Source organism: Rhizobium sp. USDA 4016, assembly GCF_056279705.1.
Window position 1 is genome coordinate 3,382,611 of the sequence record NZ_JBWCCY010000004.1, and the last position, 21,883, is coordinate 3,404,493.

Annotated in this window: 20 protein-coding genes, 1 tRNA gene and 1 pseudogene; 6 read left to right on the top strand and 16 right to left on the bottom strand. The window is 61.3% G+C overall.

What is annotated here, in order from left to right; all coding sequences use genetic code 11:
• Positions 1-86 precede the first annotated feature (86 nt).
• The 6 genes from ACZ9DP_RS32435 to ACZ9DP_RS32460 form a co-directional block, all read right to left on the bottom strand.
• Positions 87-572 (bottom strand): arsenate-mycothiol transferase ArsC, encoded by a 486-nt coding sequence (locus ACZ9DP_RS32435; protein ID WP_028740124.1) that lies wholly within the window; start codon positions 570-572, stop codon positions 87-89.
• On the bottom strand, positions 569-1,042 hold the full coding sequence (locus ACZ9DP_RS32440; protein WP_074066604.1) for a UPF0262 family protein: 474 nt from the start codon (positions 1,040-1,042) through the stop codon (positions 569-571). Before ACZ9DP_RS32440 ends, ACZ9DP_RS32435 begins: the two co-directional genes overlap by 4 nt.
• Positions 1,043-1,045: 3 nt before the next feature.
• A complete protein-coding gene (hisD, locus tag ACZ9DP_RS32445) occupies positions 1,046-2,344 on the bottom strand; it encodes a histidinol dehydrogenase (protein ID WP_476204744.1) in 1,299 nt (432 codons plus the stop codon).
• A 37-nt stretch (positions 2,345-2,381) separates the two neighbouring features.
• Positions 2,382-2,819: a DUF2948 family protein gene (locus ACZ9DP_RS32450; RefSeq protein WP_476204746.1), complete on the bottom strand. Its 438-nt coding sequence runs from the start codon at positions 2,817-2,819 to the stop codon at positions 2,382-2,384.
• Between the two features lie 117 nt (positions 2,820-2,936).
• Positions 2,937-4,229 carry a UDP-N-acetylglucosamine 1-carboxyvinyltransferase gene (murA, locus tag ACZ9DP_RS32455; RefSeq protein ID WP_194728912.1) on the bottom strand — a complete coding sequence of 431 codons (1,293 nt, stop codon included), beginning with the start codon at positions 4,227-4,229 and terminating at the stop codon, positions 2,937-2,939.
• Between the two features lie 105 nt (positions 4,230-4,334).
• Positions 4,335-4,529 (bottom strand): hypothetical protein, encoded by a 195-nt coding sequence (locus tag ACZ9DP_RS32460; RefSeq protein WP_039843891.1) that lies wholly within the window; start codon positions 4,527-4,529, stop codon positions 4,335-4,337.
• A gap of 152 nt (positions 4,530-4,681) precedes the next feature.
• On the opposite strand from ACZ9DP_RS32460, the gene ACZ9DP_RS32465 reads away from it, so the two are divergent.
• From ACZ9DP_RS32465 to ACZ9DP_RS32475, 3 genes are all read left to right on the top strand, one after another.
• A tRNA-Thr gene (locus tag ACZ9DP_RS32465) sits at positions 4,682-4,756 on the top strand.
• Between the two features lie 132 nt (positions 4,757-4,888).
• Complete coding sequence (locus ACZ9DP_RS32470) at positions 4,889-5,227, top strand: hypothetical protein (RefSeq protein ID WP_476204747.1); 339 nt, start codon at positions 4,889-4,891, stop codon at positions 5,225-5,227.
• Positions 5,228-5,481: 254 nt separating this feature from the next.
• On the top strand, positions 5,482-5,724 hold the full coding sequence (locus ACZ9DP_RS32475; protein ID WP_074066600.1) for a DUF982 domain-containing protein: 243 nt from the start codon (positions 5,482-5,484) through the stop codon (positions 5,722-5,724).
• 235 nt (positions 5,725-5,959) lie between these two features.
• Here ACZ9DP_RS32475 and ACZ9DP_RS32480 read toward each other — a convergent pair whose 3' ends face one another.
• Both ACZ9DP_RS32480 and ACZ9DP_RS32485 read right to left on the bottom strand, forming a co-directional pair.
• Positions 5,960-6,220 carry a hypothetical protein gene (locus ACZ9DP_RS32480; RefSeq protein WP_074066599.1) on the bottom strand — a complete coding sequence of 87 codons (261 nt, stop codon included), beginning with the start codon at positions 6,218-6,220 and terminating at the stop codon, positions 5,960-5,962.
• A 20-nt stretch (positions 6,221-6,240) separates the two neighbouring features.
• Positions 6,241-6,603 carry a hypothetical protein gene (locus ACZ9DP_RS32485; protein ID WP_476204748.1) on the bottom strand — a complete coding sequence of 121 codons (363 nt, stop codon included), beginning with the start codon at positions 6,601-6,603 and terminating at the stop codon, positions 6,241-6,243.
• A 77-nt stretch (positions 6,604-6,680) separates the two neighbouring features.
• Here ACZ9DP_RS32485 and ACZ9DP_RS32490 point away from each other — a divergent pair, with 77 nt between their 5' ends.
• Both ACZ9DP_RS32490 and ACZ9DP_RS32495 read left to right on the top strand, forming a co-directional pair.
• Entirely contained in the window at positions 6,681-6,944 is a 264-nt protein-coding gene (locus ACZ9DP_RS32490) for a hypothetical protein (RefSeq protein WP_372416026.1), read from the top strand.
• A gap of 95 nt (positions 6,945-7,039) precedes the next feature.
• A pseudogene (locus ACZ9DP_RS32495) lies at positions 7,040-9,101 on the top strand (ATP-dependent helicase).
• On the opposite strand, the gene ACZ9DP_RS32500 reads toward ACZ9DP_RS32495, so the two are convergent.
• From ACZ9DP_RS32500 to mscL, 4 genes are all read right to left on the bottom strand, one after another.
• Positions 9,098-10,159: an enoyl-CoA hydratase/isomerase family protein gene (locus ACZ9DP_RS32500; protein WP_476204749.1), complete on the bottom strand. Its 1,062-nt coding sequence runs from the start codon at positions 10,157-10,159 to the stop codon at positions 9,098-9,100. The pseudogene ACZ9DP_RS32495 and the gene ACZ9DP_RS32500 sit on opposite strands and share 4 nt — an antisense overlap.
• Before the next feature lie 94 nt (positions 10,160-10,253).
• Positions 10,254-11,288: a UDP-glucose 4-epimerase GalE gene (gene galE / locus ACZ9DP_RS32505; protein WP_476204750.1), complete on the bottom strand. Its 1,035-nt coding sequence runs from the start codon at positions 11,286-11,288 to the stop codon at positions 10,254-10,256.
• 202 nt (positions 11,289-11,490) lie between these two features.
• Positions 11,491-12,657, bottom strand: coding sequence for a pyridoxal phosphate-dependent aminotransferase (locus ACZ9DP_RS32510; protein WP_476204751.1), 1,167 nt, complete (start codon positions 12,655-12,657; stop codon positions 11,491-11,493).
• 122 nt (positions 12,658-12,779) lie between these two features.
• Complete coding sequence (mscL, locus tag ACZ9DP_RS32515; RefSeq protein WP_074066594.1) at positions 12,780-13,214, bottom strand: large conductance mechanosensitive channel protein MscL; 435 nt, start codon at positions 13,212-13,214, stop codon at positions 12,780-12,782.
• A 217-nt stretch (positions 13,215-13,431) separates the two neighbouring features.
• On the opposite strand from mscL, the gene ACZ9DP_RS32520 reads away from it, so the two are divergent.
• Positions 13,432-16,935, top strand: coding sequence for a hybrid sensor histidine kinase/response regulator (locus ACZ9DP_RS32520; protein WP_476204752.1), 3,504 nt, complete (start codon positions 13,432-13,434; stop codon positions 16,933-16,935).
• Positions 16,936-17,060: 125 nt separating this feature from the next.
• Here the strand turns inward: ACZ9DP_RS32520 and ACZ9DP_RS32525 are convergent, their stop codons facing one another.
• From ACZ9DP_RS32525 to ACZ9DP_RS32540, 4 genes are all read right to left on the bottom strand, one after another.
• Positions 17,061-17,270, bottom strand: coding sequence for a cold-shock protein (locus tag ACZ9DP_RS32525; RefSeq protein ID WP_022718262.1), 210 nt, complete (start codon positions 17,268-17,270; stop codon positions 17,061-17,063).
• A 501-nt stretch (positions 17,271-17,771) separates the two neighbouring features.
• Positions 17,772-18,149 carry a VOC family protein gene (locus ACZ9DP_RS32530; protein ID WP_476204753.1) on the bottom strand — a complete coding sequence of 126 codons (378 nt, stop codon included), beginning with the start codon at positions 18,147-18,149 and terminating at the stop codon, positions 17,772-17,774.
• Between the two features lie 93 nt (positions 18,150-18,242).
• Positions 18,243-20,459, bottom strand: a complete 2,217-nt coding sequence (locus ACZ9DP_RS32535) for a 3-hydroxyacyl-CoA dehydrogenase NAD-binding domain-containing protein (RefSeq protein WP_476204754.1) — start codon at positions 20,457-20,459, stop codon at positions 18,243-18,245.
• 173 nt (positions 20,460-20,632) lie between these two features.
• Complete coding sequence (locus ACZ9DP_RS32540) at positions 20,633-21,841, bottom strand: acetyl-CoA C-acetyltransferase (RefSeq protein ID WP_194728903.1); 1,209 nt, start codon at positions 21,839-21,841, stop codon at positions 20,633-20,635.
• Between the last annotated feature and the right edge of the window lie 42 nt (positions 21,842-21,883).

The window sequence follows — 21,883 nt, forward strand, 5'->3', positions numbered from 1 at the left end:
GCATTGGCCGCCTTAAAATTTTCGCGGAAACTACACAATCAGGGGTCATTTGTGAACCTTGTTGATCGGGCTTTCTTCCTTTTGTTTCACGCCGATTGAGCGGCGATGCCATTTCTCCTGACGAGCCGTGTTTCGATGAGCATCTCAAGGTGATCACGCACCTCACGGTAGGCGTCCAGAATCTGCTCGCGGGTCCCGGTTGTGACCGTCGGATCCATCGTCGGCCAATAGATCACGTCGACGGCGCTCGACCGCGTCAGTTCCAGTGCGGCGTGATGGGCCTGTGGCGAGAGCGTGATGATCAGATCGAAGTAGTCATCCTCGAGTTCGTCAAGCGTCTGCGGCTGGCGACGCCCGAGCGAAAGGCCGATTTCATCGAGCACGACGTCGACAAAGGGGTCGCGCTCGCCGGCGCGAACGCCTGCGGAACGTATATAGGTATTCCTGGGCAGGATGCTACGGGCGATCACTTCGGCGATCGGCGAGCGGATGGCGTTCAACCCGCACATGAAGAGAATCGCGCCGGGCGCCTTTCCTTCTGCCGTGGTCGGAGCCGGCGCCATCGCCGTCATCCGCGCCAGTAGAGCACGCAGACGAGCGTGAAGATGCGGCGCGCTGTGTCGAAATCGACCTCGATCTTGCCGGCAAGCCGGTCCTTCAATGTCTGCGAGCCCTCGTTGTGGATGCCGCGCCGTCCCATATCGATCGCCTCGATGCGGCTTGGCGAGGCAGAGCGGATCGCCTCGTAATAGCTTTCGCAGATCATGAAATAGTCCTTCACGAGCCGGCGGAAGGGGGTCAGTGACAGGATATGGGTCGCAACATTCCGTCCGTCTTCCGTGGTGATCGCAAAGACGAGCTTGGAATCGACCAGCGAAATCTTCAGCCGGTAGGGTCCGCCGCTGTGGCCGACTGGCTCGAAGCTGTTTTCCTCGATGAGATCGAAGATCGCGACGGCGCGCTCGTGCTCGACATCAGGCGTCGAACGGCCGATCGTATCGTCAAGGACGATATCTGAGAGCCGGAAGTCGCCCTTCGCCATGCCTCACCTTTCGAGATTGAGACGGATCGCGACCGATCGCGCATGGGCGTCGAGGCCTTCGCAGACCGCGAGGGCGATGGCCGCCGGACCGAGATCGCGAAGTTGCTGCGGACCGAGCCGGAGGATCGAGGTGCGCTTGACGAAGTCGAGCACGGAAAGGCCGGAGGAGAAGCGGGCAGAGCGCGCGGTTGGCAGGACATGGTTCGAGCCGCCGACATAATCGCCGATCACTTCCGGCGTATAGGCGCCGATGAAGATCGCGCCGGCATTGCGGATTCCGTCGAGCAGCGCATCCGGATCGGCAACCGCGAGCTCCAGATGCTCGGCGGCGATGCGGTTGGCAAGCGGTATCGCATCCTTCAGGTCCTTCACCAGGATGACCGCACCGAAATCCCGCCAGCTGCGGGCGGCGGATTCCGCACGGTTCAAAGTCTTCAGCTGCCGCTCGACGGCGACTTCCACGGCCTTGCCGAATTCGGCGTTATCGGTGACCAGGATCGCCTGGGCACTTGCATCATGTTCGGCCTGGGCCAGAAGGTCGGCGGCGATCCAGTCCGGGTTGTTATCCTTGTCTGCGATCACCAGCACTTCCGACGGCCCGGCGATCATGTCGATGCCAACCGTGCCGAAGACCTGGCGCTTGGCGGCGGCAACATAGGCGTTGCCCGGGCCGGTGATCTTTGCGACCGGTGCGATCGTCTCCGTGCCGTAGGCGAGCGCGGCAATAGCCTGCGCGCCGCTGACACGGTAGATTTCCGAAACACCGGCAAGCTTGGCCGCAGCAAGTACGGCCGGATTGACCTCACCGCCCGTTGCCGGCACCGCAATGACGATGCGCTCGACGCCTGCGACCTTTGCCGGCACCGCATTCATCAGCACCGAGCTCGGATAGCTTGCTGTGCCGCCCGGCACGTAGAGGCCGACCGCCTCGATCGCCGTCCAGCGTGAGCCGAGCCCAACGCCCATGGCGTCCTCGTAGATATCGTCCTTCGGCAGCTGGCGGCGATGATGGGATTCGATACGGACAGCCGCAACCTTCAGCGCACCGAGCACTTCGGAAGGCACTGCTTCCACCGCGGCATCGATTTCCGCCTCGGTCACGCGCATCGGCACATCGGCAAAATCGATGCCGTCGAATTTCTTGCAATATTCGGCGAGCGCTTCATCACCGCGGGCGCGCACGTCGTCGATGATCGTGCGCACGGCCGCGTTCACGTCTTCTGAAACTTCACGCTTGGTTGTCAAAAACGCGGCGAAGCGCTGCTCGAAACCGTCCGATGCCTGATCCAGCCAGATTGCCAACGCAGATATTCCTTCTCAATTCGACACGGGGACGTCTTCACGCACCGGGGTGGCGGGGCTTGGAGGCGGTTTCCCATGCCCCACCGATATCCGCAAGCTGCACTTCGATGCATTCGACGTCGAGGACGATCTCGGCGGCGCCGGCAAGCGTCAGCTCGATCGTGCCATCCGGCCCCTCGCCCTTCTGTTCGAAGCCGACGGACAGCAGGGACAGTACATCGTCCCGCCGCTCGCGGTCGATCCCGGTGGAGCGGACGGCCAGAACGCGCTTGAAGATCAGCACCGCCCGGTGGCGCTCAAAGCCCTTGCGCTTGTTGAGGGCATCTTCCCAGACAAAGCGGTTGGCGGCTATCGAAAACTGTCCGTCCCGCGGCAACCAGGCCATGTCCCCGACCTTGAAGACGCTGTCCTGCATATGGGCGGAGACCACGGAAAGGTCTTCGCTATCGAGCGCAAGAAGCTTCAAATCGGTCATGCAGGCAAAACCCCTGGGTCCATCGCGCACCGCCGGGATGGCGATGCGTTCGACAAGGGAAATAGGATGCCGCGGCTAAATGCGCAACCGGGATAAAGGGCGTAGAACCGCCCTTGCCTATTCGCTGACGCGCTCGACGATCGCGCCGCAGCGGGTGAGCTTTTCTTCCAGCCGCTCGAAGCCGCGATCGAGGTGATAGACGCGCGACACCATGGTCTCGCCTTCGGCGGCAAGACCGGCGATCACCAGCGAAACGGAAGCACGTAGGTCCGTTGCCATCACCGGAGCGCCCTTCAGCCGCGGCACGCCCTCGATCTTCGCCGTCTGGCCGGAAAGCGAAATCTTCGCGCCGAGGCGGGCAAGCTCCTGCACATGCATGAAGCGGTTTTCGAAGATGGTTTCCGTCACATGCGAAATGCCGGAGGAGCGCGTCATCAGTGCCATGAACTGCGCCTGCAGGTCGGTCGGGAAGCCGGGGAACGGATCGGTCACGACATCGACCGGCCTGATGCCGGCACCATTGCGCCTGACGCGCACGCCGTTGTTGGTCGGCGAGATTTCCGCACCGGCACGGCGGAGGGTCTCGAATGCCGTTTCGAGCAAAGCTGCATCGGTGTTTTCCAGAACGACGTCGCCACCGGTCATCGCGACGGCCATGGCATAGGTACCGGTCTCGATGCGGTCCGGCAGGACGCGGTGGCGCGCGCCGGAAAGCGACTGCACGCCTTCGATGGTGATCGTCGAGGTGCCCTGGCCGGAAATCTTCGCGCCCATGGCGTTCAGGCAGTTGGCGAGGTCGACGACTTCCGGTTCGCGGGCGGCATTGCCGATGACCGTGGTGCCCCGGGCGAGCGTTGCCGCCATCATCATTACATGGGTCGCACCGACGGAAACTTTCGGGAAAGTGTAGCGCGTGCCGATCAGGCCTCCGTTCGGTGCCGTCGCGTTGATATAGCCGCTGTCGATTTCGAGGTTTGCGCCGAGCGCTGCAAGTCCTTCGAGAAAGAGATCCACCGGACGCGTGCCGATGGCGCAGCCGCCCGGCAAAGAGACGCGGCAGTGGCCTTCGCGCGCGAGCAGCGGTCCGATGACCCAGAAGGAAGCGCGCATCTTCGAGACCAGCTCATAGGGCGCGGTCGTATCGACGATGGTGCGGCAGGTGAAGTGGATCGTGCGTGCATAGGAGTCTTCCTGGCGCTCGCGGCGGCCGTTGACGGCAACGTCGACACCATGATTGCCGAGGATGCGCATCAAAAGTTCGACATCTGCCAGATGAGGGACGTTTTCGAGCGTCAAGGTATCGCTGGTCAAAAGCGAGGCGATCATCAGCGGCAAGGCAGCATTCTTGGCGCCGGAAATCGGAATGATGCCATTGAGCTCATTACCGCCGACAATTCTGATACGATCCATATGGGCTTACGGGCTGTGCCCGCCTTTCTGAAAGTTCTGCCTTTAAAAGGGATGGGGGTCTTTAGACGAATTCCGGGCACGCTTCAATTCGCCGTGAACCGAACATTACGATTCGTCCATTTTTGCGGCAGGAAGCCCATTTGTCTCGTCCGCCTGGCCGGAGCGGCGCGCCCGTGTCTGCTGTTTGCGGCGGGCGAGATTTTCGCGAAGCTTTTCGGCAGCGCGTTCGCGGCGCAGTTTCGCCTGTTCTTCGATCACTGCCTTGCGGCCCTTTGCGGCATTTTCGATCTTGTCGTCCATGCTTGATGTTTAGCGGATTCCGCCTCACGCAAAAAGGGCCTTGGCCCTAATACATGCGAAGTTGGAATTTGCGGCTTGCGCTTATCAAGAAGCTGTGGCAATAGGCCCCCCGTTCACGCAATGCAGCCGTCCGGCTCATGCGTCCTGGTCCTGCTGCCGTAGCTCAGTGGTAGAGCACACCCTTGGTAAGGGTGAGGTCGGTGGTTCAATCCCACTCGGCAGCACCAGTTTTCCGGTAAAGCGCCATTTTCGTGATCCGTCTCATGGTGACGCGTGGTCACAGCTTTCGCTCAACTCCTTGTGATCGAACCATCTCCCACGGACTGCGGTTCTATGAACAGACGATGGAGGATGCCCTCATGTTTATTCGTTTTATCGCGAGTTCGATCGTGGCGGTTGCCGTCGCAGCCACTGCTCTCGCACAAACGACCGGCACCCAAGGAGGGTCCGGTGGTGGAACCACGATAGCTCCCTCTCCCAACAATACCGGCTCGGGCACGACCCGCACGGATCCCGGCATCACCAACAGCACGATCAATTCCGGTGCCGTCGATCTGAACAGGAGCGGCAGCACGATCAACCCAAGCGGCGTCAACCCTGCGATCCCGTCATCGCCTGCCTGCACGAATGCAACGGGGCAGCAGGACGACGCGGCAACCGGGACCTCCGGGCTCGGCTGCCCGCCACTTCCTCGATAAGGTCGCGAGACGTCCATCTGGTTTTAAGAGCGCCCTGATTGCAAAAGCGAGCGGTCACCTGGCAGGCGTGACCGGCTCGCCGGCATCATTTCTGCCAAAACATTCAATCCTCCGTCGCATCTTGCGCATCTGCCGCGATCAACCCGATTGCCGGCGACAAATATCCCGCTAATATATCCGTGTGCACGGTCCTTGTAAGGGGAACGCAACGGGCTGGATGCGCGTTTTGGCGTAAACACTGGAGGAATACGCCTATGGCAACGGAACGATGGGGAAATCCGGTCAAAGTCGGCTTCGAAAACGCCGATGCGCGAACCGTGAACGGCCCGTTCGATGCATTGAAATGTCTTACCGATCTTTGGCCCGCAAACCGCGGGCTTCGTTATCTTAAGGCCCGCAGTGCCTGCCGCGCGGCGCTCGATGGACGCAAGACTGCCGAGGAGGCCCGCGCCGAGTTTCTGGCGGCGGCGGAAGAAGCCAAGCTGAAGCTGCACTGACGGGTGCACTACGGCCGACTGTAATCGGAATTGCTGCCCTGTGCCGTTTAGGCATGGTTGTTCATTTTCATTTAACTGTTGAAGCAGGATAGGCTGGAAACCTGCGCCAAAGGCGTTGCACGCGAGCGCTGGCTACCCATAAAATACCGCAGCCATCATGATGATGGTCAGAGGCTCGTTCCCTCAGCCATGTGCAGCCGAGCCTTGTCCGGGCAGAATCCCCATAGTCTGCTCTTCAGCAGTTGCTGTCGCTTTCTATCTCGAGATAGCCGACGCCGATGATGGTGCCGTCCGGAGCACGGATGAAGGATGGCAGATAATGCGCGTCCGCCGGCTCACAGGCAGGCGCGGCGGTATATTCATTGAGCGCAATCTGATCCTGCGGCAATGCCGAATAATAATCGATATCGGTTTTGAGTGAGGCGGATGCAGGTGTGGCAAATGCGGCCGATGCAACAAGAAGGGCGGCAGCGCCCAGACGGAATGTCGTCCTCATAACAGTCTCCGGCGTTGAATTCAGACGATCAAACACGTGAGATGCAGTTTTTGTTCCCACTTTTTCTTGCGCATTCTCGCGAGAATCTTTTGGAACTTTTCTTTCGCTTGGAAAAGTTTAATTGAATCGTCCCAAATCACGTTATCCGAAGTAGAAATTGCCATGAAAACACTGATGCTTGTCATTATTGCAGCGATGATCGCCTCGATTCTCAGTATCCTGGTGGTCAAACCTTTCGACAAGGGCGGGGGAAATGACGACACGCCACCAAAGACGATCCAGCAGCCAGAACCGAACTGACCGGTCGCCACCGCAGCAGTGGCTTTGACGCTCCAAAGCGGTTTTCCGTTGCATAACGGCACGCCAAGCTGATGGGCAATCAAGCATTGTCTTTGAAACCACCCTTGGCGTTCGGTAGCAGGTGGTCCATATGCAACGGATCGACAGCCGGGGTAGTTCAATGAAAGTGATCATTTCGGCAATTCTCGCGGCGGTTCTGCTGTGCGCCTGCACATCCTCCGGCGCATCGGAGCCCACGCCCATTCCCGGCAGCTTGACCTATGGCGGGCAGCCGCGAACCAAACTGACAAAATCACCCGTCGGCAGCGCCGTTTACAACAATTTCTACAATTCAAGCGGCAACCGGGTGCGGGAAACCTACATTCTCCAGCCAGATCGGAGCTTGAAACTCATGCGGCAGGAAGTGGTGTCCGCCGTTCACTAAAGCTTGCGCTTGACAGGAATCATTATCGAGAACATTCAAGGAACGCCTAATCTGTCCGCGCCGTCATTGCGTGCGGCCCCCAACCGGATGGCTGGATGTATCTCGAAAAGCTCAATCCACAGCAGCGCATGGCAGTCGAACACGGCACGCTTGCCGGCGGTCGCCATGTTGCAGGTCCGCTTCTGGTGATCGCCGGCGCGGGTTCCGGCAAGACCAATACGCTGGCGCACCGCGTTGCGCATCTGATCGTCAAGGGTGCGGATCCGCGCCGCATCCTGCTGATGACCTTCTCCCGCCGGGCGGCCTTTGAGATGGCGCGCCGCGTCGAGCGGATTTGCGCTGAGGTTCTTGGCAGGAATTCCGGCATCATGGCCGATGCGCTGGCCTGGAGCGGTACCTTCCATGGGATCGGCGCGCGGCTGCTTCGCGGTTATGCCGAGCAGATCGGGGTTGACCCCGCCTTCACCATCCATGACCGGGAAGACAGCGCCGATCTGATGAACCTCGTTCGTCACGATCTCGGCTTCTCGAAAATGGAGAGCCGCTTCCCGACCAAGGGCACCTGCCTTGCGATTTATTCACGGGCCGTGAATTCGCAGACGGAACTGCCCCTGGTCCTGCGTGACGCCTTCCCCTGGTGTGCCGCATGGGAAAAGCAGCTCCGCGAACTTTTCGCCGCCTATGTCGAGGCCAAGCAGACCCAGAACGTCCTCGACTATGACGACCTGCTCCTCTACTGGGCGCAGATGGTTGCCGAACCGTTGATCGCCGAGGATATCGGCGGCCGCTTCGATTATGTGCTCGTCGACGAATATCAGGATACGAACCGCCTGCAAGCCTCCATCCTGCTTGCTTTGAAGCCTGAGGGACAGGGGCTGACCGTCGTCGGGGACGATGCGCAGTCGATCTATTCCTTCCGCGCCGCCACAGTCCGCAACATCCTCGATTTCCCGGCCTCATTCAGCCCGCCGGCCGATATTGTCACGCTCGATCGCAACTATCGTTCGACGCAACCCATTCTCGCCGCGGCCAATGCCGTCATTGATCTTGCCTCGGAGCGCTTCACCAAGAACCTATGGACGGAGCGGCAATCGGGCGAGCGCCCGCGCCTCGTCACGGTGCGCGAGGAGGCCGACCAGGCCCGGTATGTTGCCGACAAGGTGCTGGAAAACCGCGAAGAGGGCACGCGGCTGAAGAACCAGGCGGTGCTTTTCCGCACCTCGCACCACAGCGGCGCGCTGGAAGTCGAGCTCACCCGCCGCAACATTCCCTTCGTGAAATTCGGCGGCCTGAAATTTCTCGACAGCGCGCATGTCAAGGACATGCTGGCCGTCCTGCGCTTTGCGCTCAATCCACGCGACCGGGTCGCCGGCTTCCGGCTGATGCAGATCCTGCCGGGCGTCGGACCTTCGACGGCCCAGCGGGCACTCGACCAGATGGCGGAAGATCCAAGTCCCCTTGCAGGCCCTCGCGGACATGCCCGCGCCGCCGCGCGCCGGCGAGGATTGGACCTCCTTCGTTTCGGTCATGCAGGAGCTGAGATCCGGGAAAGCCGGCTGGCCCGCCGAAATCGGCCTGGTCCGAGAATGGTATCAGCCGCATCTCGAGCGGCTGCACGAGGATGCCGCAACGCGTCAGGCCGATCTCCTGCAGCTCGAGCAAATCGCCGGCGGCTATCCGTCGCGCGAACGCTTCCTGACCGAACTGACGCTCGATCCGCCTGATGCGACCAGCGACCAGGCGGGCGTGCCGTTGCTCGACGAGGACTTTCTGATCCTCTCGACAATCCATTCGGCCAAGGGTCAGGAGTGGACCAAGGTCTTCATGTTGAACGTTGTCGACGGCTGCATTCCGTCGGATCTCGGCGTTGGTACCAGCGCGGAAATAGAGGAGGAGCGGCGCCTGCTTTATGTCGCGATGACGCGCGCCAGAGACAATCTCGATCTCGTCGTCCCGCAGCGCTTCTTCACGCACGGGCAGAATGCGCAGGGCGACCGGCACGTCTATGCCTCGCGCACCCGCTTCATCCCGGCGACGCTGCTGCAATTTTTCGAGGTCTGCGGCTGGCCGCAGGTCAAGAGCGAAAGCGCCTCCGCGCAACAGGCGCGCCAAGTCCGCATCGATGTCGGCGCCCGCATGCGCGGAATGTGGCGCTAGAGGGCAAGAGGGCGATCGGCCGGTTTGAAGAACGGCGCGAGCACCTCTGCGTTTACCGCCTCGATGGTCGAAGGCGACCATTTCGGATTTCGATCCTTGTCGATCACCGCCGCCCGCACGCCCTCATAAAAATCCGCGGATTTCAATATCTGCATACAGGCCCCTAACTCACGGTTCAGGCAGGCGGCGAGATTGACGCTCTGCCGTCCTTCCCTCAGCAGACGCAGAGTCAATTTCAGGCTCGTCGGCGAGCGCATCTGCAGGGTCTTCCGTGTCTTGGCGGCGAATTCGCCTTCGTCAGCGGCGAGCGCTTCCAGAACCTCTTCGACGCGATCGAAACAGAAGGCATGGTCGATCAACGGCCGAACGACCTGCAGGCGGCTTTCGGTCGCCTTGCCGGCAACATGCTTCAGCAGAGCCTCGCAAGCTACCGGCGATGACCCGACCGGCAGCCGAGCCAACGCGTCGATGACATCCGGCAGCCGCGACGACGGGATCTCAAAATCGGCAAGGCCGGCATAGATGGCATCCGCCGCATTCAGCTCCTGGCCGGTCAATCCTGCCCATGTTCCCGTCTCGCCGGGCATGCGCGGCAGCAGCCAGGTCGCTCCGACATCCGGGAAATAGCCGATGCCGGTTTCCGGCATCGCAAGCCTCGTCCGCTCCGTCACGATGCGGTGCCGCCCATGCGCGGAAAGGCCGACGCCACCGCCCATGGTGATACCATCCATCAGGGCGACATAGGGTTTAGCGTAGCTTGCGATGCGGTGGTTGAGGGTGAACTCCTCGCGCCAGAAGGTCTCCGCAAGCTCGGAACCCGAGCGCCCGCTTTCGTGAAGTGCACGAATATCGCCGCCGGCGCAGAAGCCGCGGTCGCCCTCACCCGTCACCACCACGCTTGCAACGCCGTCATCATAGGCGAATTCGTCGAGCGCCGCGTCGATCATGCGCACCATGCCGAGCGTCAGGCTGTTCAGCGCCTTCGGCCGATTGAGGCGGATGATCCCCGCCGTGCCGCGCCGTTCGATAATGACTTCCCGTTCGTGATTGTTCTGCATGTCCGCCGTCCACCCTCGATTGACCTCCCATCAATAAACAGAGGAAGCGCTTCGTTCCAGTGGACTTTGCGTCAAAAAACAGGCGTGATCGCGTTTAGAAGGAAGCCGCGGCAAGGGCGCGGTGCACCCCGTGCAGCTCCCCGACCCTGCGGTTGATCAGCGCCAGCTCCCAGTCCAGTGCGCTGCGAACAATCGTCTCCAGGGAATCGTATTTCGGCGTCCAGTCCAGCACGCGATGCGCCAAGGTGGCGTCGGCGACGACACTTGCGGCATCGCCCGGGCGGCGTGGCGCCATATGAATCTTGAACGCGTAGCCGTGCAGGCGCACCACCATGTTCAGCACGTCGAGCACCGTATAGCCGGAACCATAGCCACAATTCGCGACCAACGATCCCTTGCCCTTGCGCAGATGCTGCAGCGCCTTGAGATGAGCCTCGGCAAGGTCAGTGACATGGATATAGTCGCGCACGCCGGTGCCGTCATGCGTCGGATAGTCGATGCCGTAGACATGCACGCTGTCGCGCTTGCCGAGGGCTGCCTCGCAGGCGACCTTGATGAGGTGCGTCGCGCCGCTCGTGGATTGTCCGGCGCGGCCGTGCGGATCGGCACCTGCAACGTTGAAGTAGCGGAGCGCCACATAGTCGAAATCATAGGCCGCAGCAGCGTCGCGCAGCATGAACTCCGTCATCAGCTTCGACTGGCCATAAGGATTTTCCGGGTTGAGCGGCGCTGTTTCCTTGACCGGACCGGAAGTCTTCTGCGGGCCGTAGACCGCCGCCGTCGACGAGAAGACGAAATGGCGCACACCGGCAGCGATCGCCGCGCTCAGGAGCGCACGCGTCTTGCCGGAATTGTTGTCGTAATAGGAAAGCGGATCGGCAACCGAAGCCGGAACGACCGCGGAGCCCGCAAAATGGATGATCGCCTCGATGTCGTTCTCGATGAAGATCGTCTTCAGGACCTCGGCATCGGCGATATCCCCCAGGTAGAAGCGCGCAGCAGGCGCGACCGCCCAGCGAAAGCCGGTGGAAAGGCTATCGAGCACGACGACGTTCTCGCCTGCATCGAGCAGTGCCCAAACCATGTGACTGCCGATGTAGCCGGCGCCGCCTGTCACCAAAATTGCCATGTCCCGTTCCCTGTTTTATCGGACAGGGCATCTGACGCGGTTTTTCCTTTCAGATCTTCTTATCAGGCACCCGTTCGGACGCCTTTGAACCGGTAAGTTTGCTGCTGTGGTTAGAGGCTGATTTCCGGTTTTGCTACAATTTTAGCGAACCACCGTTTCTGACATCAAAAAGGGTCCGGCTGCGACGGCCGGGCCTTGAGCGTCAAAGTTTCAGAATGTAATCGCAGAGCTTGTCGGCTGCTGCCTTGACCTGTAGCGGATCGCGCAGGAAACAGGCTCGCAGGAAAAGCTCTCCGCCTGCGCCGAAGGCGGTTCCGGGCGCCAGGCCGACGCCCGTCTTGTCGACGATATCCAGCGCTGCTTTGCGGCTGTCGGTGACGCCGTCGATCTTCAAAAAGGCGTAGAGCGCACCGTCCGGCTTCAACGTCTCGACGCGGTTTGTGGCAATCAGCGCATCGCAGAGGATGTCGCGCGAAAGAGCCGCCTTCTGGATATTGGCCTCGACAAACCCATCGCCCTCGTTGAGGGCTGCCACCGCACCCTTCTGCATGAATTGCGCAACGCCCGAGGTCGAATATTGGATCAGGTTTTCAAGCACCTGCCCGGTTTCCGGTGGCGCCACGATCCAGCCGACACGCCAGCCGGTCATCGACCAGTTCTTCGAGAAGGAATTGACGAACATGACCTTGTCGCCCGGTACCATGATATCAAGGAAAGAAGGCGCACGGGTGCCGGCGTAGAAATATCGGGCGTAAATTTCATCCGCCATGATCCAGAGATCGCGCTTGCGGGCAAGTTCAAGGATGTCCGCGAGATCCCTCTTCGTGGCGGTCCACCCTGTCGGATTGGATGGCGTATTGATGAACAGCGCTCTTGTCTTCGGGGTGATTGCTGCTTCGATGCGATCGAGATCGACCGCCCATTTGCCGCCCTCGAACTGAAGCTCAACCCCGACGGAGCGGGCACCGGCAATTTCCAGCGCAGCGGCGATATTCGGCCAGGCGGGCGTCAGATAGACCAGTTCGTCGCCCGGCGACGTCAATGCCTGCACCGCAATCTGGATCGCCTGCATGCCTGAGCCGGTGACATAGAAATGCTCCGCCGGCAGGCTGATGCCGAAATGCCGGGCGTAATAGTCAGATAGTGCCTGACGAAGCTCCGGAATGCCGCGCTGCCAGGTATAGAAGGTCTCTCCCGCTGCCAGCGCGTCCATTGCCGCCCGGCTGATAAAATCCGGTGTCGGAAGATCGCCCTCGCCGACCCAGAGCGGCAGCAGGCCATCGCGGCCCCGGGCATAATTGACGACTTCGACGATCCCGCTTTCTGGCGCCGAAACGGCGCGCGGGCTGAGGCTGTTCATAATCGACATGCAGATCTCCGGTTTTCGCTTTCATAAAACAAAACCGGGCGCAAATCCCATGAGAATGCGTGATGCCGTATCGATTTTCGTTATGAATCAACCTCGCAAAATACGGGGCTGCGATGCCTTGATCAGACCGCCGGACGCCTGGCCAGCAGATCGCGGATTTCCGTGAGGAGCGCGACATCGGCCGGCGGCGGCGCCTCTTCCGCTGCCTTTTGCTCGTTGCGCTCGACCTGCCTGCGCAGCATATTCACGCCCTTGATCATCAGGAAGATGATCCAGGCAAGGATCAGGAAATTGATGACCACGGTGATGAAATTGCCATAGGCGAAGACAGCACCCTGCGCGCGGGCTGCGGCAAGCGTCGGCGCGTTGACCGCAGACGAAAGACCGAAGAAGTAGTTGGAAAAATCGAAACCACCGAAAAGGGCACCGACGATCGGCATGATGATATCGTCGACCAGCGATTTGACGATGCCGCCAAAAGCACCGCCGATGATGACGCCGACGGCAAGGTCCATGACGTTGCCTCGGGCGATAAAGGCCTTGAATTCATTGAGCATCCGATCTGCCTCCCTCTGATGCGCTCTCACGGACAGTCCGTTGTTTTTATTAGCTACATCTCTTGATTGATTATTCAATTGCAAATTTTGAAACAACCAGGACCTTCCAGCGCCTTGGACTTAATGCCTAGATCATCGCAATTTCCAAGACAGACGATTTCCCTTACTCTTGATGTCTTTTGGGAGAACCGGCGGATGGCGCGCCGGTGGAGGGTCGATGCTTCAAGGCTGGGTCATCATCGCGTTTGCCTTCGGCTATCTGCTGCTGCTCTTTGCGGTCGCAAGCTATGGCGACCGTAGAAGCCAGAGGCTGGGCATACCGGACGGCGGCTGGCCGATCGTCTATGCGCTGAGCCTTGCGATCTACTGCACCTCCTGGACCTATTTCGGCGGCGTCGGGCTCGCCTCGCAGCGCGGCCTTGAATTTGCCGGGATCTATATCGGCCCGATCCTCGTCTTCACGCTCGGCATGCCGGTGCTGCGGCGGATCATCGAACTTGCCAAGGCCGAAAAGCTTACCTCCGTCGCGGACTTCCTCGCCGCCCGCTATGGGAAGAATCCCACGGTCGCAACGATCGTGGCGCTGATCTCGCTGATCGGCACAATTCCTTATATCGCACTGCAGCTGAAGGCGATCAGCAGCACGATGACCGCGATGGTCAATCCTTCGGATTATGGCATCGGCAGCGGCAACCTCTACTTCCTCGATCTGCCGCTGATCGCAACCCTGGTGCTGGCCTGCTTCGCTGTCATGTTCGGCACGCGGCATACCGATGCGACAGAGCACCAGGACGGCCTGATCCTCGCCGTTTCGATGGAATCGCTGGTCAAGCTCGTCGCCTTCCTGACCGCCGGCATCTGCGTCATCTGGTTTCTGTTCGATGGGCCTGCCGACCTTTGGCGGAAAAGCGTGGACAACCAGTTGGTCAACGCAACCCTCGACTACAAGACGCCGATCAGCCGCTGGATCACGCTGATACTGCTGTCGGCCATTGCGATCATCATGCTACCGCGCCAGTTTCACGTCACCGTCGTCGAAAACCGCTCGGCAAAACAGCTGCGGCTCGCCGGCTATCTCTTTCCGCTCTATCTCATCGCCATCAATCTCTTCGTGCTGCCGGTGGCGATCGGCGGCCTGCTGACCTTCGGCGGCGCAGGCAATGCCGACTTTTACGTGTTGTCCCTGCCGCTTGCGGGGCAGATGCAGATCGTTTCGCTGATCACCTTCATCGGCGGCTTTTCGGCGGCGACCGCAATGGTCATCGTCGATTCCGTTGCGCTTTCGATCATGGTGTCGAACGACATCATCATGCCGATCTTCCTGCGCCGGAAGCTTGCCGGACGCACCGGCCAGCGCGATGACTTCGCGAAAAGCCTGCTCAACATCCGCCGCAGCGCGATCTTCGCCGTCCTGCTGCTCGGCTATGCCTATTACCGCTCGACCGACAGCACGGCCGGCCTTGCCTCGATCGGCCTTTTGTCCTTCGCCGCGATCGCACAGATCGCACCCGCCTTCTTCGGCGGTCTTATCTGGCGGCGGGCGAATGCACGCGGCGCCATTCTCGGCCTTACGTCGGGTTTCGTCATCTGGTTCTACCTGCTGTTTCTGCCTTCGCTCGGCGGGCCGGATTATTCCTATGTCGCGACCGCCTTCCTCAGCTTCATCTTTCCGGGCACGGCGCTTTTTGCTGCAGCCGATGCCGATCCGCTCGTCAACGCCACAGCGATGAGCCTGCTTATCAATACCGGCTTCTTCATCGTCGGCTCGATGACGCGCAACGCCCGTCCGCTGGAGCGCATCCAGGCAGGCATCTTCGTGAAGGGGCAGTCGCGCTCGCAATTTGCGACCCGCGGATGGAAGACCCGCATCAGCGTCGGCGACCTGAAAACGGCAATCTCGCGCTATCTCGGCGAAGAGCGCATGCAGCGATCGCTTGCGACATACGAGCAGAATTCCGGGCGCAAGCTGGAGGACGACCAACCGGCCGACATGGCGCTCATCCACTTCACCGAACAACTGCTCGGCAGCGCCATCGGATCCTCTTCCGCGCGGTTGGTGCTTTCGCTGATCCTGCAGAAGACCGAGGACGCTTCCGCCGACACGGCATGGCTGCTCGACCAGGCAAGCGAGGCGCTGCAGTATAACCAGGACATGCTGCAGACGGCGCTTTCGCAGATGGACCAGGGCATTGCCGTCTTCGACAGCTCCAACCAGCTGACGATCTGGAACCGGCGCTTCCGCCAGCTTCTCGACCTGCCGGAGGATGTCGGCCGTGTCGGCTTTCCGCTTTCGGAAATCGTGGCGATCTTGAGCCAGCGCGGTGACGTTCCAGCCGCCGAACTCAGCCAGACGGTGCGGCATTTCCTGACGCTCGACAAACCCTTCTCGCTCGTTCTCGGCGGCGGCGAACGGATCATCGAAGTGCGGTCCAACGCTATGCCGGACAAGGGCATCGTGGCGACCTTTACCGACATTACCCAGCGTGTTGCGGCCGACCAGGCGCTGAAGCAGGCAAACGAGACGCTGGAGCAGCGCGTTGCCGAGCGAACGGCGGAGCTGACGCGGGTGAACCGCGAACTCGGCGAGGCGCGAGCGGCCGCCGATGAAGCGAACATCGGCAAGACCCGCTTCTTTGCCGCCGCCGGCCACGACATCCTGCAGCCGCTGAATGCGGCGCGGCTTTACTCCTCCGCCCTCGTCGAGCGTATCGCGCAGTCCGAAAACGGGCCGATCGTGCGCAATATCGACTCCGCACTGGAATCGGTCGAAACCATTCTGGGGGCCGTTCTCGACATCTCGCGGCTTGATACGGGTGCGATGCGGCCGCGCCTGACATCCGTGCCGCTGGCCGGCCTGCTGGAGCGCATCGAGACCGATTTTGCGCCGATTGCCCGGGCGAAGAAGCTGAAACTCGTCGTGATGCCGACATCGCTGCGGGTCCGCTCCGATCCCAACCTGCTGCGGCGCCTCGTGCAGAACCTTGTTTCCAACGCCATCAAATACACGTTGACAGGCAAGGTGCTGGTCGGCGCCCGGCGGCGGGGAAACCAGGTGGTGATCCAGGTGATGGATTCCGGCATCGGCATTCCGCCCTCGAAATTCCGCACCGTCTTCAAGGAATTCGCGCGCCTCGACGAAGGCGCGAAAACGGCCTCCGGCCTCGGCCTCGGCCTTTCGATCGTCGACCGCATCGCCCGCGTCCTCAACCATCCGGTCGAGCTGCATTCGACGCACGGCAAGGGCACGGATTTCCGCATCGTCATGCCACTCGATGTTTCCAAGGCCGGCGCGGCACCGTCCTCCGCAGCGCCGACCGATCGGTTGCCGCAGCCGCTCAAGGGATTAAGGATCCTTTGCATCGACAACGAGCCGAAGATCCTCGAAGGCATGCGGCTCTTGATTTCCGGCTGGGGTTGCGAGGTGGAGGCTATCGACTCCCTGGCCGCGGCTTCGGGTTTCCACACGCGTCAGCCCGCGCCCGATCTCATCATCGCGGACTATCATCTCGGCGACGGGACGGGGATTTCCGCGATCCTGAATTTGCGGGAGTGCTTCGGGACCGATCTCCCGGCGCTGCTGGTGACCGCCGACAGGACGCCGGAGGTCAGGGTGGAGGCGGAGCGCCACGGCATCGCCATCCAGCACAAGCCGGTGCGCCCGGCCGCCCTTCGCGCCTTCATCACGCAGATTTCCGGGCTGAAGCGAGCAGCGGCGGAGTGATATCCAAGACGCTTGGCGCAAACGGAAAAAGGCCGGGCTAACCCGACCTTCCTGCCATCTCGACGAAACGTGCCAGTACATCCGTGGTCACGTTCCGGAGATGATATTCTCAAGCCTTGCGCGGCTCAGGCCGCCTGAAGACGGTCTGCCGACATCTTGCCCGAACGCTTGTCGGAAACGAGCTCGTAGGAAAGCTTCTGGCCTTCCTGGAGGTCGCGCATTCCGGCGCGCTCGACAGCAGAGATGTGGACGAAAACGTCGGCTGCGCCGTCATCCGGCTGAATGAAGCCGAAGCCCTTGGTTGCGTTGAACCACTTAACGGTACCTGTGTTCATGACGATATCCTTTAAAATCGTACGTAGAAGATAACGCACCGGCCAAAGCCAACGCGCGATGAAGACCGATTTTGGAGGAAGTTCGCCAGGAACGGCACAAATGGCCGAAACAAAGTCCATCTAGCAAGATCGATGTGCGGGCTTCTACGCGAATATTGTCTCCAGTGCAAGACGGAACGAGAGGGTGCGCAATTTTCGTTCCTTATGGGCAGTCATACGATATCGGCGTTCCTCACCCGTCCGGCACTTCATGCGCCAGTTTCCTCATCCTCCGCATCGCGCAGACGGCTTTTGCTGATCTACGCATGACGGTGCAAGCGGCCCCTCATATTGCTGCGGCCCCTGCAGCAGGCGGCAATCGCGCCAGTCGTCCAGCCAGCTCGCAAAATCGCGCGCATCGGCCAGACATCATTTCACCCGGATTTCCATCTTCGCCTCGTGTTCGTGAAGACACAGCTTCGCCGGCCGCGGCGCGTTGCGAAATTTGACCGAAGGCTCGTTTTATCTCGCAGGCACGATGCAGAACTGATTGCCCTGCGGGTCCTTCATCACCGTATAGCCTGGTTCCCTTCGCTGGACGCTGCCGCCAAGCGCGGTGATGCGTTCAATGGCGGCTGGAACATCATCGACGGCAATATCCAGATGGACCCGGTTGTTGCTGTAATCGCGCAGCGGGACGCGCTGGAAACAGAGCGACGGGCCGGGGCCGTCCACCATCACGGTCGGGTCCGTCTCCGGCGTAAACCCACGCTTCGCCAGCCGGCTGATTTCGGCGTCGTCATAGGGACGGACCTGATAGCCATCGAGAACTGCCGCCCAGAAGGCGGCGAGGCGCGAGGGGGTTTCAGCTTCGACGACGATTTCGGCGATAGTGGCCATGAAAATCTCCTGCGCAGGCGCGCGCCCCTGGGCGTGGCCCCTTGCTCCGTCACCTTGAGGCTTAACAAACTAAACACAAACCATTGAGGCGGCTCACGCCACCTCCTTCTCCTTTGCATAGGGATCAAACCGGCCATAAAACGTCTCGCCCTTCGCGGCCATGTCCTTCAGCAGCGACGTCGGCTTGAAATGCATTCCGTAAGAAGCGGCTAACGTTTCGCACAATTCCACGAACTTTTTGGCGCCCATGCCGTCGATGTAGCTGAGCGCGCCGCCAGTATACGGCGCGAAGCCGAAGCCGAGGATGGAGCCGACGTCGGCTTCGCGGGGGTCGGTGACGATGCCTTCTTCGACCGTGCGGGCGGCTTCGAGCGCGATGGTGACCAGGAAGCGCTGCTTGAGGGTGTTGACGTCCACGCCCTCTGCCTTCTTCTGCGGGTAGAAGGACTTGAGTTCGGGCCAGAGGCACTTCTTGGCGGGCTTCGCAGGGTAATCGTAGAAGCCCTTGGAGTTCTTGCGGCCGAAGCGGCCTTCCTTTTCCACCATGCGGGAGACGAGCTCCATGTGGCGGGGGTCGATCGCCTTTTCGCCCAGGTCCGCTACCGTGGCCTTGAGGATCTTCAGCGACAGGTCGATGGCGACCTCGTCGTTCAGCGCCAAGGGGCCGACCGGCATGCCGGCCATCTTCGCGGCGTTCTCGATCATCGCGGGCGGCACGCCTTCGATGAGCATGTCATAGCTTTCGGCCATGTAGCGCAGCACGCAGCGATTGACGAAGAAGCCGCGGGTGTCGTTGACGACGATCGGCGTCTTCTTGATGGCGGCGACATAATCCAGCGCCACGGCGAGCGTATTGTCGCCGGTTTCCTTGCCGAGTATGACTTCGGTCAGCATCATCTTTTCCACCGGCGAGAAGAAGTGGATGCCGATGAAATTTTCCGGGCGTTTGGAATTTTTCGCCAGGCCGGTGATCGGCAGGGTCGAGGTGTTGGAGGCGAAAATCGCGCCTTCAGGGAGCACTTCCTCGACGGCTTCGATGACGTCCTTCTTGACCTCGCGATCTTCGAAGACGGCTTCGATGACGAGATTGGCGTCCTTCAGGTCGGCGTAATCGGCAGACGGGGTGATGCGGGAGAGGATGGCGGCACCCTCTTCCTGTGTAAGACGTCCCTTACCGATGGACTCCTTCACCAGGCCTTCGCCGGTCGCCTTGCCCTTGTTGGCCGCGTCCATATCGCGATCGATCAGGATGACGTCGATACCGGCGGCGGCCGTAACGTAGGCGATCGAGGCGCCCATGAAGCCGGCGCCGACGACGCCGACTTTCTTCAGGTCGGTCCTGGGCACACCTGCCGGGCGGCGGGCCCCCTTGCCAAGCTCCTGCATCGAGATGAAGAGCGAGCGGATCATCGAAAAGGCTTCGGTGGTCTGCAGCACCTGCGTGAAATAGCGCTGCTCGATCTTCAGTGCCGTATCGAAAGGCACCTGCAGGCCTTCATAGACGCATTTGAGGATGGCAAGCGCGCCCGGATAATTCCCGGCGGTCTCGCGGCGCAGGATCGCGGGAGCGGCCGGCCAGAGCTGTGCGGAGGCAGGCGTCCAGATGCCGCCGCCGGGCGCCTTGAAGCCTTTCTCATCCCAAGGAGCGACGGGCTTCAGGCCGTCCTTGATCATCTGCTTGGCAGCCGGGATGAGCTGGTCCGGCTCGACCACCTGATGCACGAGATTCATGGCCTTGGCGCGGGAGGCAGAGAGCGACTGGCCGGTTGTCATCATCTGCAGGGCGGACTGGGCATCGGCCAGGCGCGCGACGCGCTGCGTGCCGCCGGCCCCCGGGAAGATGCCGACCTTGACCTCGGGCAGCGCGATCTTCACCGACTTGGCATTGGAGGCGACGCGGCCATGGCAGGCAAGCGACATTTCCAGGGCACCGCCCATGCAGGTGCCGTTGATCGCCGAGACCCAGGGCTTGCCGCAGGTTTCGAGCTTGCGGAAGAGGCCGGTCATGCGGCCGACGAGATCGAAGAGTTTCTGCGCAGCGGTCTGCGGGTTCGCGGCCTTCTCCTGCTGGTAGAGGGTAAACATCGACTTGATCATCGACAGGTCCGCGCCGCCGGAGAAGGTGGACTTGCCGGAGGTGATGACGACGCCCTTGACGGCGGTATCGGCAACCGTGGCGTCGACGACGGCGTTCAGCTCGTCCATCACCTCTTCGGTGAAGACGTTCATGGACTTGCCGGGCATATCCCAGGTGACGAGCGCAATGCCGTCGGCGTCGGTTCTAACGGTGAAGTTCTTGTAGGTATTCATGGCGGGACTCCTCTCCCTTGAAATCTCTTCCAGCAGTGCGACCTTGTACGGCCCCTTTCTTTTCCGTCATGGTCGGGCTTGACCCGACCATCCAGCCCTTAGGCGGTGGATCCTCGGGTCAAGCCCGACCATGACGGACATAAGCGAGCAGGCCGCCCCAAAGCTTTCCGCGACTAAACTCTCTCGATCACCGTCGCCGTGCCCATACCGGCGCCGATGCACAGCGTGACGAGCGCGGTATTGAGATCGCGGCGTTCGAGCTCGTCCAACACGGTGCCGAGGATCATCGCGCCGGTGGCGCCGAGCGGGTGGCCCATGGCGATGGCGCCGCCATTGACGTTCATCCGGTCGTGCGAAATGTCGAAGGCCTGCATGTAGCGCAGCACGACGGCGGCGAAGGCTTCGTTGAGTTCGAAGAGATCGATGTCGGAAAGCTGCATGCCGGTGCGCTTCAGCAGCTTTTCCGTGACGTCGACGGGGCCGGTCAGCATCAGCGCCGGGTCGGAGCCGATATTGGCGAAGGCCTTGATGCGGCCGCGGGGTTTGAGGCCCATCGTTTCGCCGCCGGCCTTGGAGCCGAGCAGCACGGCAGCGGCGCCATCGACGATACCCGAGGAATTGCCGGCGTGATGGACGTAGTTGATGCGCTCGACCTCCGGATGGGCCTGGATGCCGACAGCCTCGAAGCCGCCCATTTCGCCTGGCATCTGGAAGGACGGATTGAGGGAGGCCAACGCCTGCATATCGGTGCCGGGGCGCATGTGCTCGTCATGGGCAAGGATCGTCAGGCCGTTCTGGTCCTTCACCGGAATGACCGAATTCTTGAAGTAGCCCTTTTCCCAGGCATTGGCGGCGCGCTTCTGGCTTTCGACGGCATAGGCGTCGACGTCGTCGCGGGAGAAGCCGTATTTGGTGGCGATGAGATCGGCCGAGACGCCCTGCGGCATGAAATAGGCGGGGAAATTGACCGACGGGTCCATGAACCAGGCGCCGCCGGACATGCCGAGGCCGACGCGTGACATGCTTTCGACGCCGCCGGAAATCACGATGTCATCGGCCCCTTGCGAAATCTTGCCGGCCGCAAGGTTTACGGCATCGAGGCCGGAGGCGCAGAAGCGCGAGATCTGGATGCCGGGGGCGTGCGTCGAATAGCCGGCCTCGAAGGCTGCGGCCTTGGGGATGACGGCGCCAGCATCCATCACCGGGTCGACGCAGCCCATGATGATGTCGTCGACCGTCTTCGTGTCGAGCCCGTTGCGGTCGCGGATCGCCTCCAGCGTCTTGGCGGCGAGGCGGACGGAGGGCACTTCGTGCAGCGAGCCATCCTTCTTGCCGCGGCCGCGCGGCGTGCGGACGTGATCATAAATGAAAACCTCGGTCATTGTCTCATCTCCCTATCGGCCGGGTGGCCGTTGAATTCCGTG

Bases quoted from the DNA above. Each gene is read 5' to 3' on its own strand.
- ACZ9DP_RS32435 (WP_028740124.1), bottom strand. From the start codon at position 572: ATGACGGCGATGGCGCCGGCTCCGACCACGGCAGAAGGAAAGGCGCCC.
- ACZ9DP_RS32440 (WP_074066604.1), bottom strand. From the start codon at position 1,042: ATGGCGAAGGGCGACTTCCGGCTCTCAGATATCGTCCTTGACGATACG.
- ACZ9DP_RS32450 (WP_476204746.1), bottom strand. From the start codon at position 2,819: ATGACCGATTTGAAGCTTCTTGCGCTCGATAGCGAAGACCTTTCCGTG.
- murA (WP_194728912.1), bottom strand. From the start codon at position 4,229: ATGGATCGTATCAGAATTGTCGGCGGTAATGAGCTCAATGGCATCATT.
- ACZ9DP_RS32460 (WP_039843891.1), bottom strand. From the start codon at position 4,529: ATGGACGACAAGATCGAAAATGCCGCAAAGGGCCGCAAGGCAGTGATC.
- ACZ9DP_RS32470 (WP_476204747.1), top strand. From the start codon at position 4,889: ATGTTTATTCGTTTTATCGCGAGTTCGATCGTGGCGGTTGCCGTCGCA.
- ACZ9DP_RS32475 (WP_074066600.1), top strand. From the start codon at position 5,482: ATGGCAACGGAACGATGGGGAAATCCGGTCAAAGTCGGCTTCGAAAAC.
- ACZ9DP_RS32480 (WP_074066599.1), bottom strand. From the start codon at position 6,220: ATGAGGACGACATTCCGTCTGGGCGCTGCCGCCCTTCTTGTTGCATCG.
- ACZ9DP_RS32490 (WP_372416026.1), top strand. From the start codon at position 6,681: ATGAAAGTGATCATTTCGGCAATTCTCGCGGCGGTTCTGCTGTGCGCC.
- ACZ9DP_RS32500 (WP_476204749.1), bottom strand. From the start codon at position 10,159: ATGCAGAACAATCACGAACGGGAAGTCATTATCGAACGGCGCGGCACG.
- galE (WP_476204750.1), bottom strand. From the start codon at position 11,288: ATGGCAATTTTGGTGACAGGCGGCGCCGGCTACATCGGCAGTCACATG.
- ACZ9DP_RS32510 (WP_476204751.1), bottom strand. From the start codon at position 12,657: ATGTCGATTATGAACAGCCTCAGCCCGCGCGCCGTTTCGGCGCCAGAA.
- mscL (WP_074066594.1), bottom strand. From the start codon at position 13,214: ATGCTCAATGAATTCAAGGCCTTTATCGCCCGAGGCAACGTCATGGAC.
- ACZ9DP_RS32520 (WP_476204752.1), top strand. From the start codon at position 13,432: ATGCTTCAAGGCTGGGTCATCATCGCGTTTGCCTTCGGCTATCTGCTG.
- ACZ9DP_RS32525 (WP_022718262.1), bottom strand. From the start codon at position 17,270: ATGAACACAGGTACCGTTAAGTGGTTCAACGCAACCAAGGGCTTCGGC.
- ACZ9DP_RS32530 (WP_476204753.1), bottom strand. From the start codon at position 18,149: ATGGCCACTATCGCCGAAATCGTCGTCGAAGCTGAAACCCCCTCGCGC.
- ACZ9DP_RS32535 (WP_476204754.1), bottom strand. From the start codon at position 20,459: ATGAATACCTACAAGAACTTCACCGTTAGAACCGACGCCGACGGCATT.
- ACZ9DP_RS32540 (WP_194728903.1), bottom strand. From the start codon at position 21,841: ATGACCGAGGTTTTCATTTATGATCACGTCCGCACGCCGCGCGGCCGC.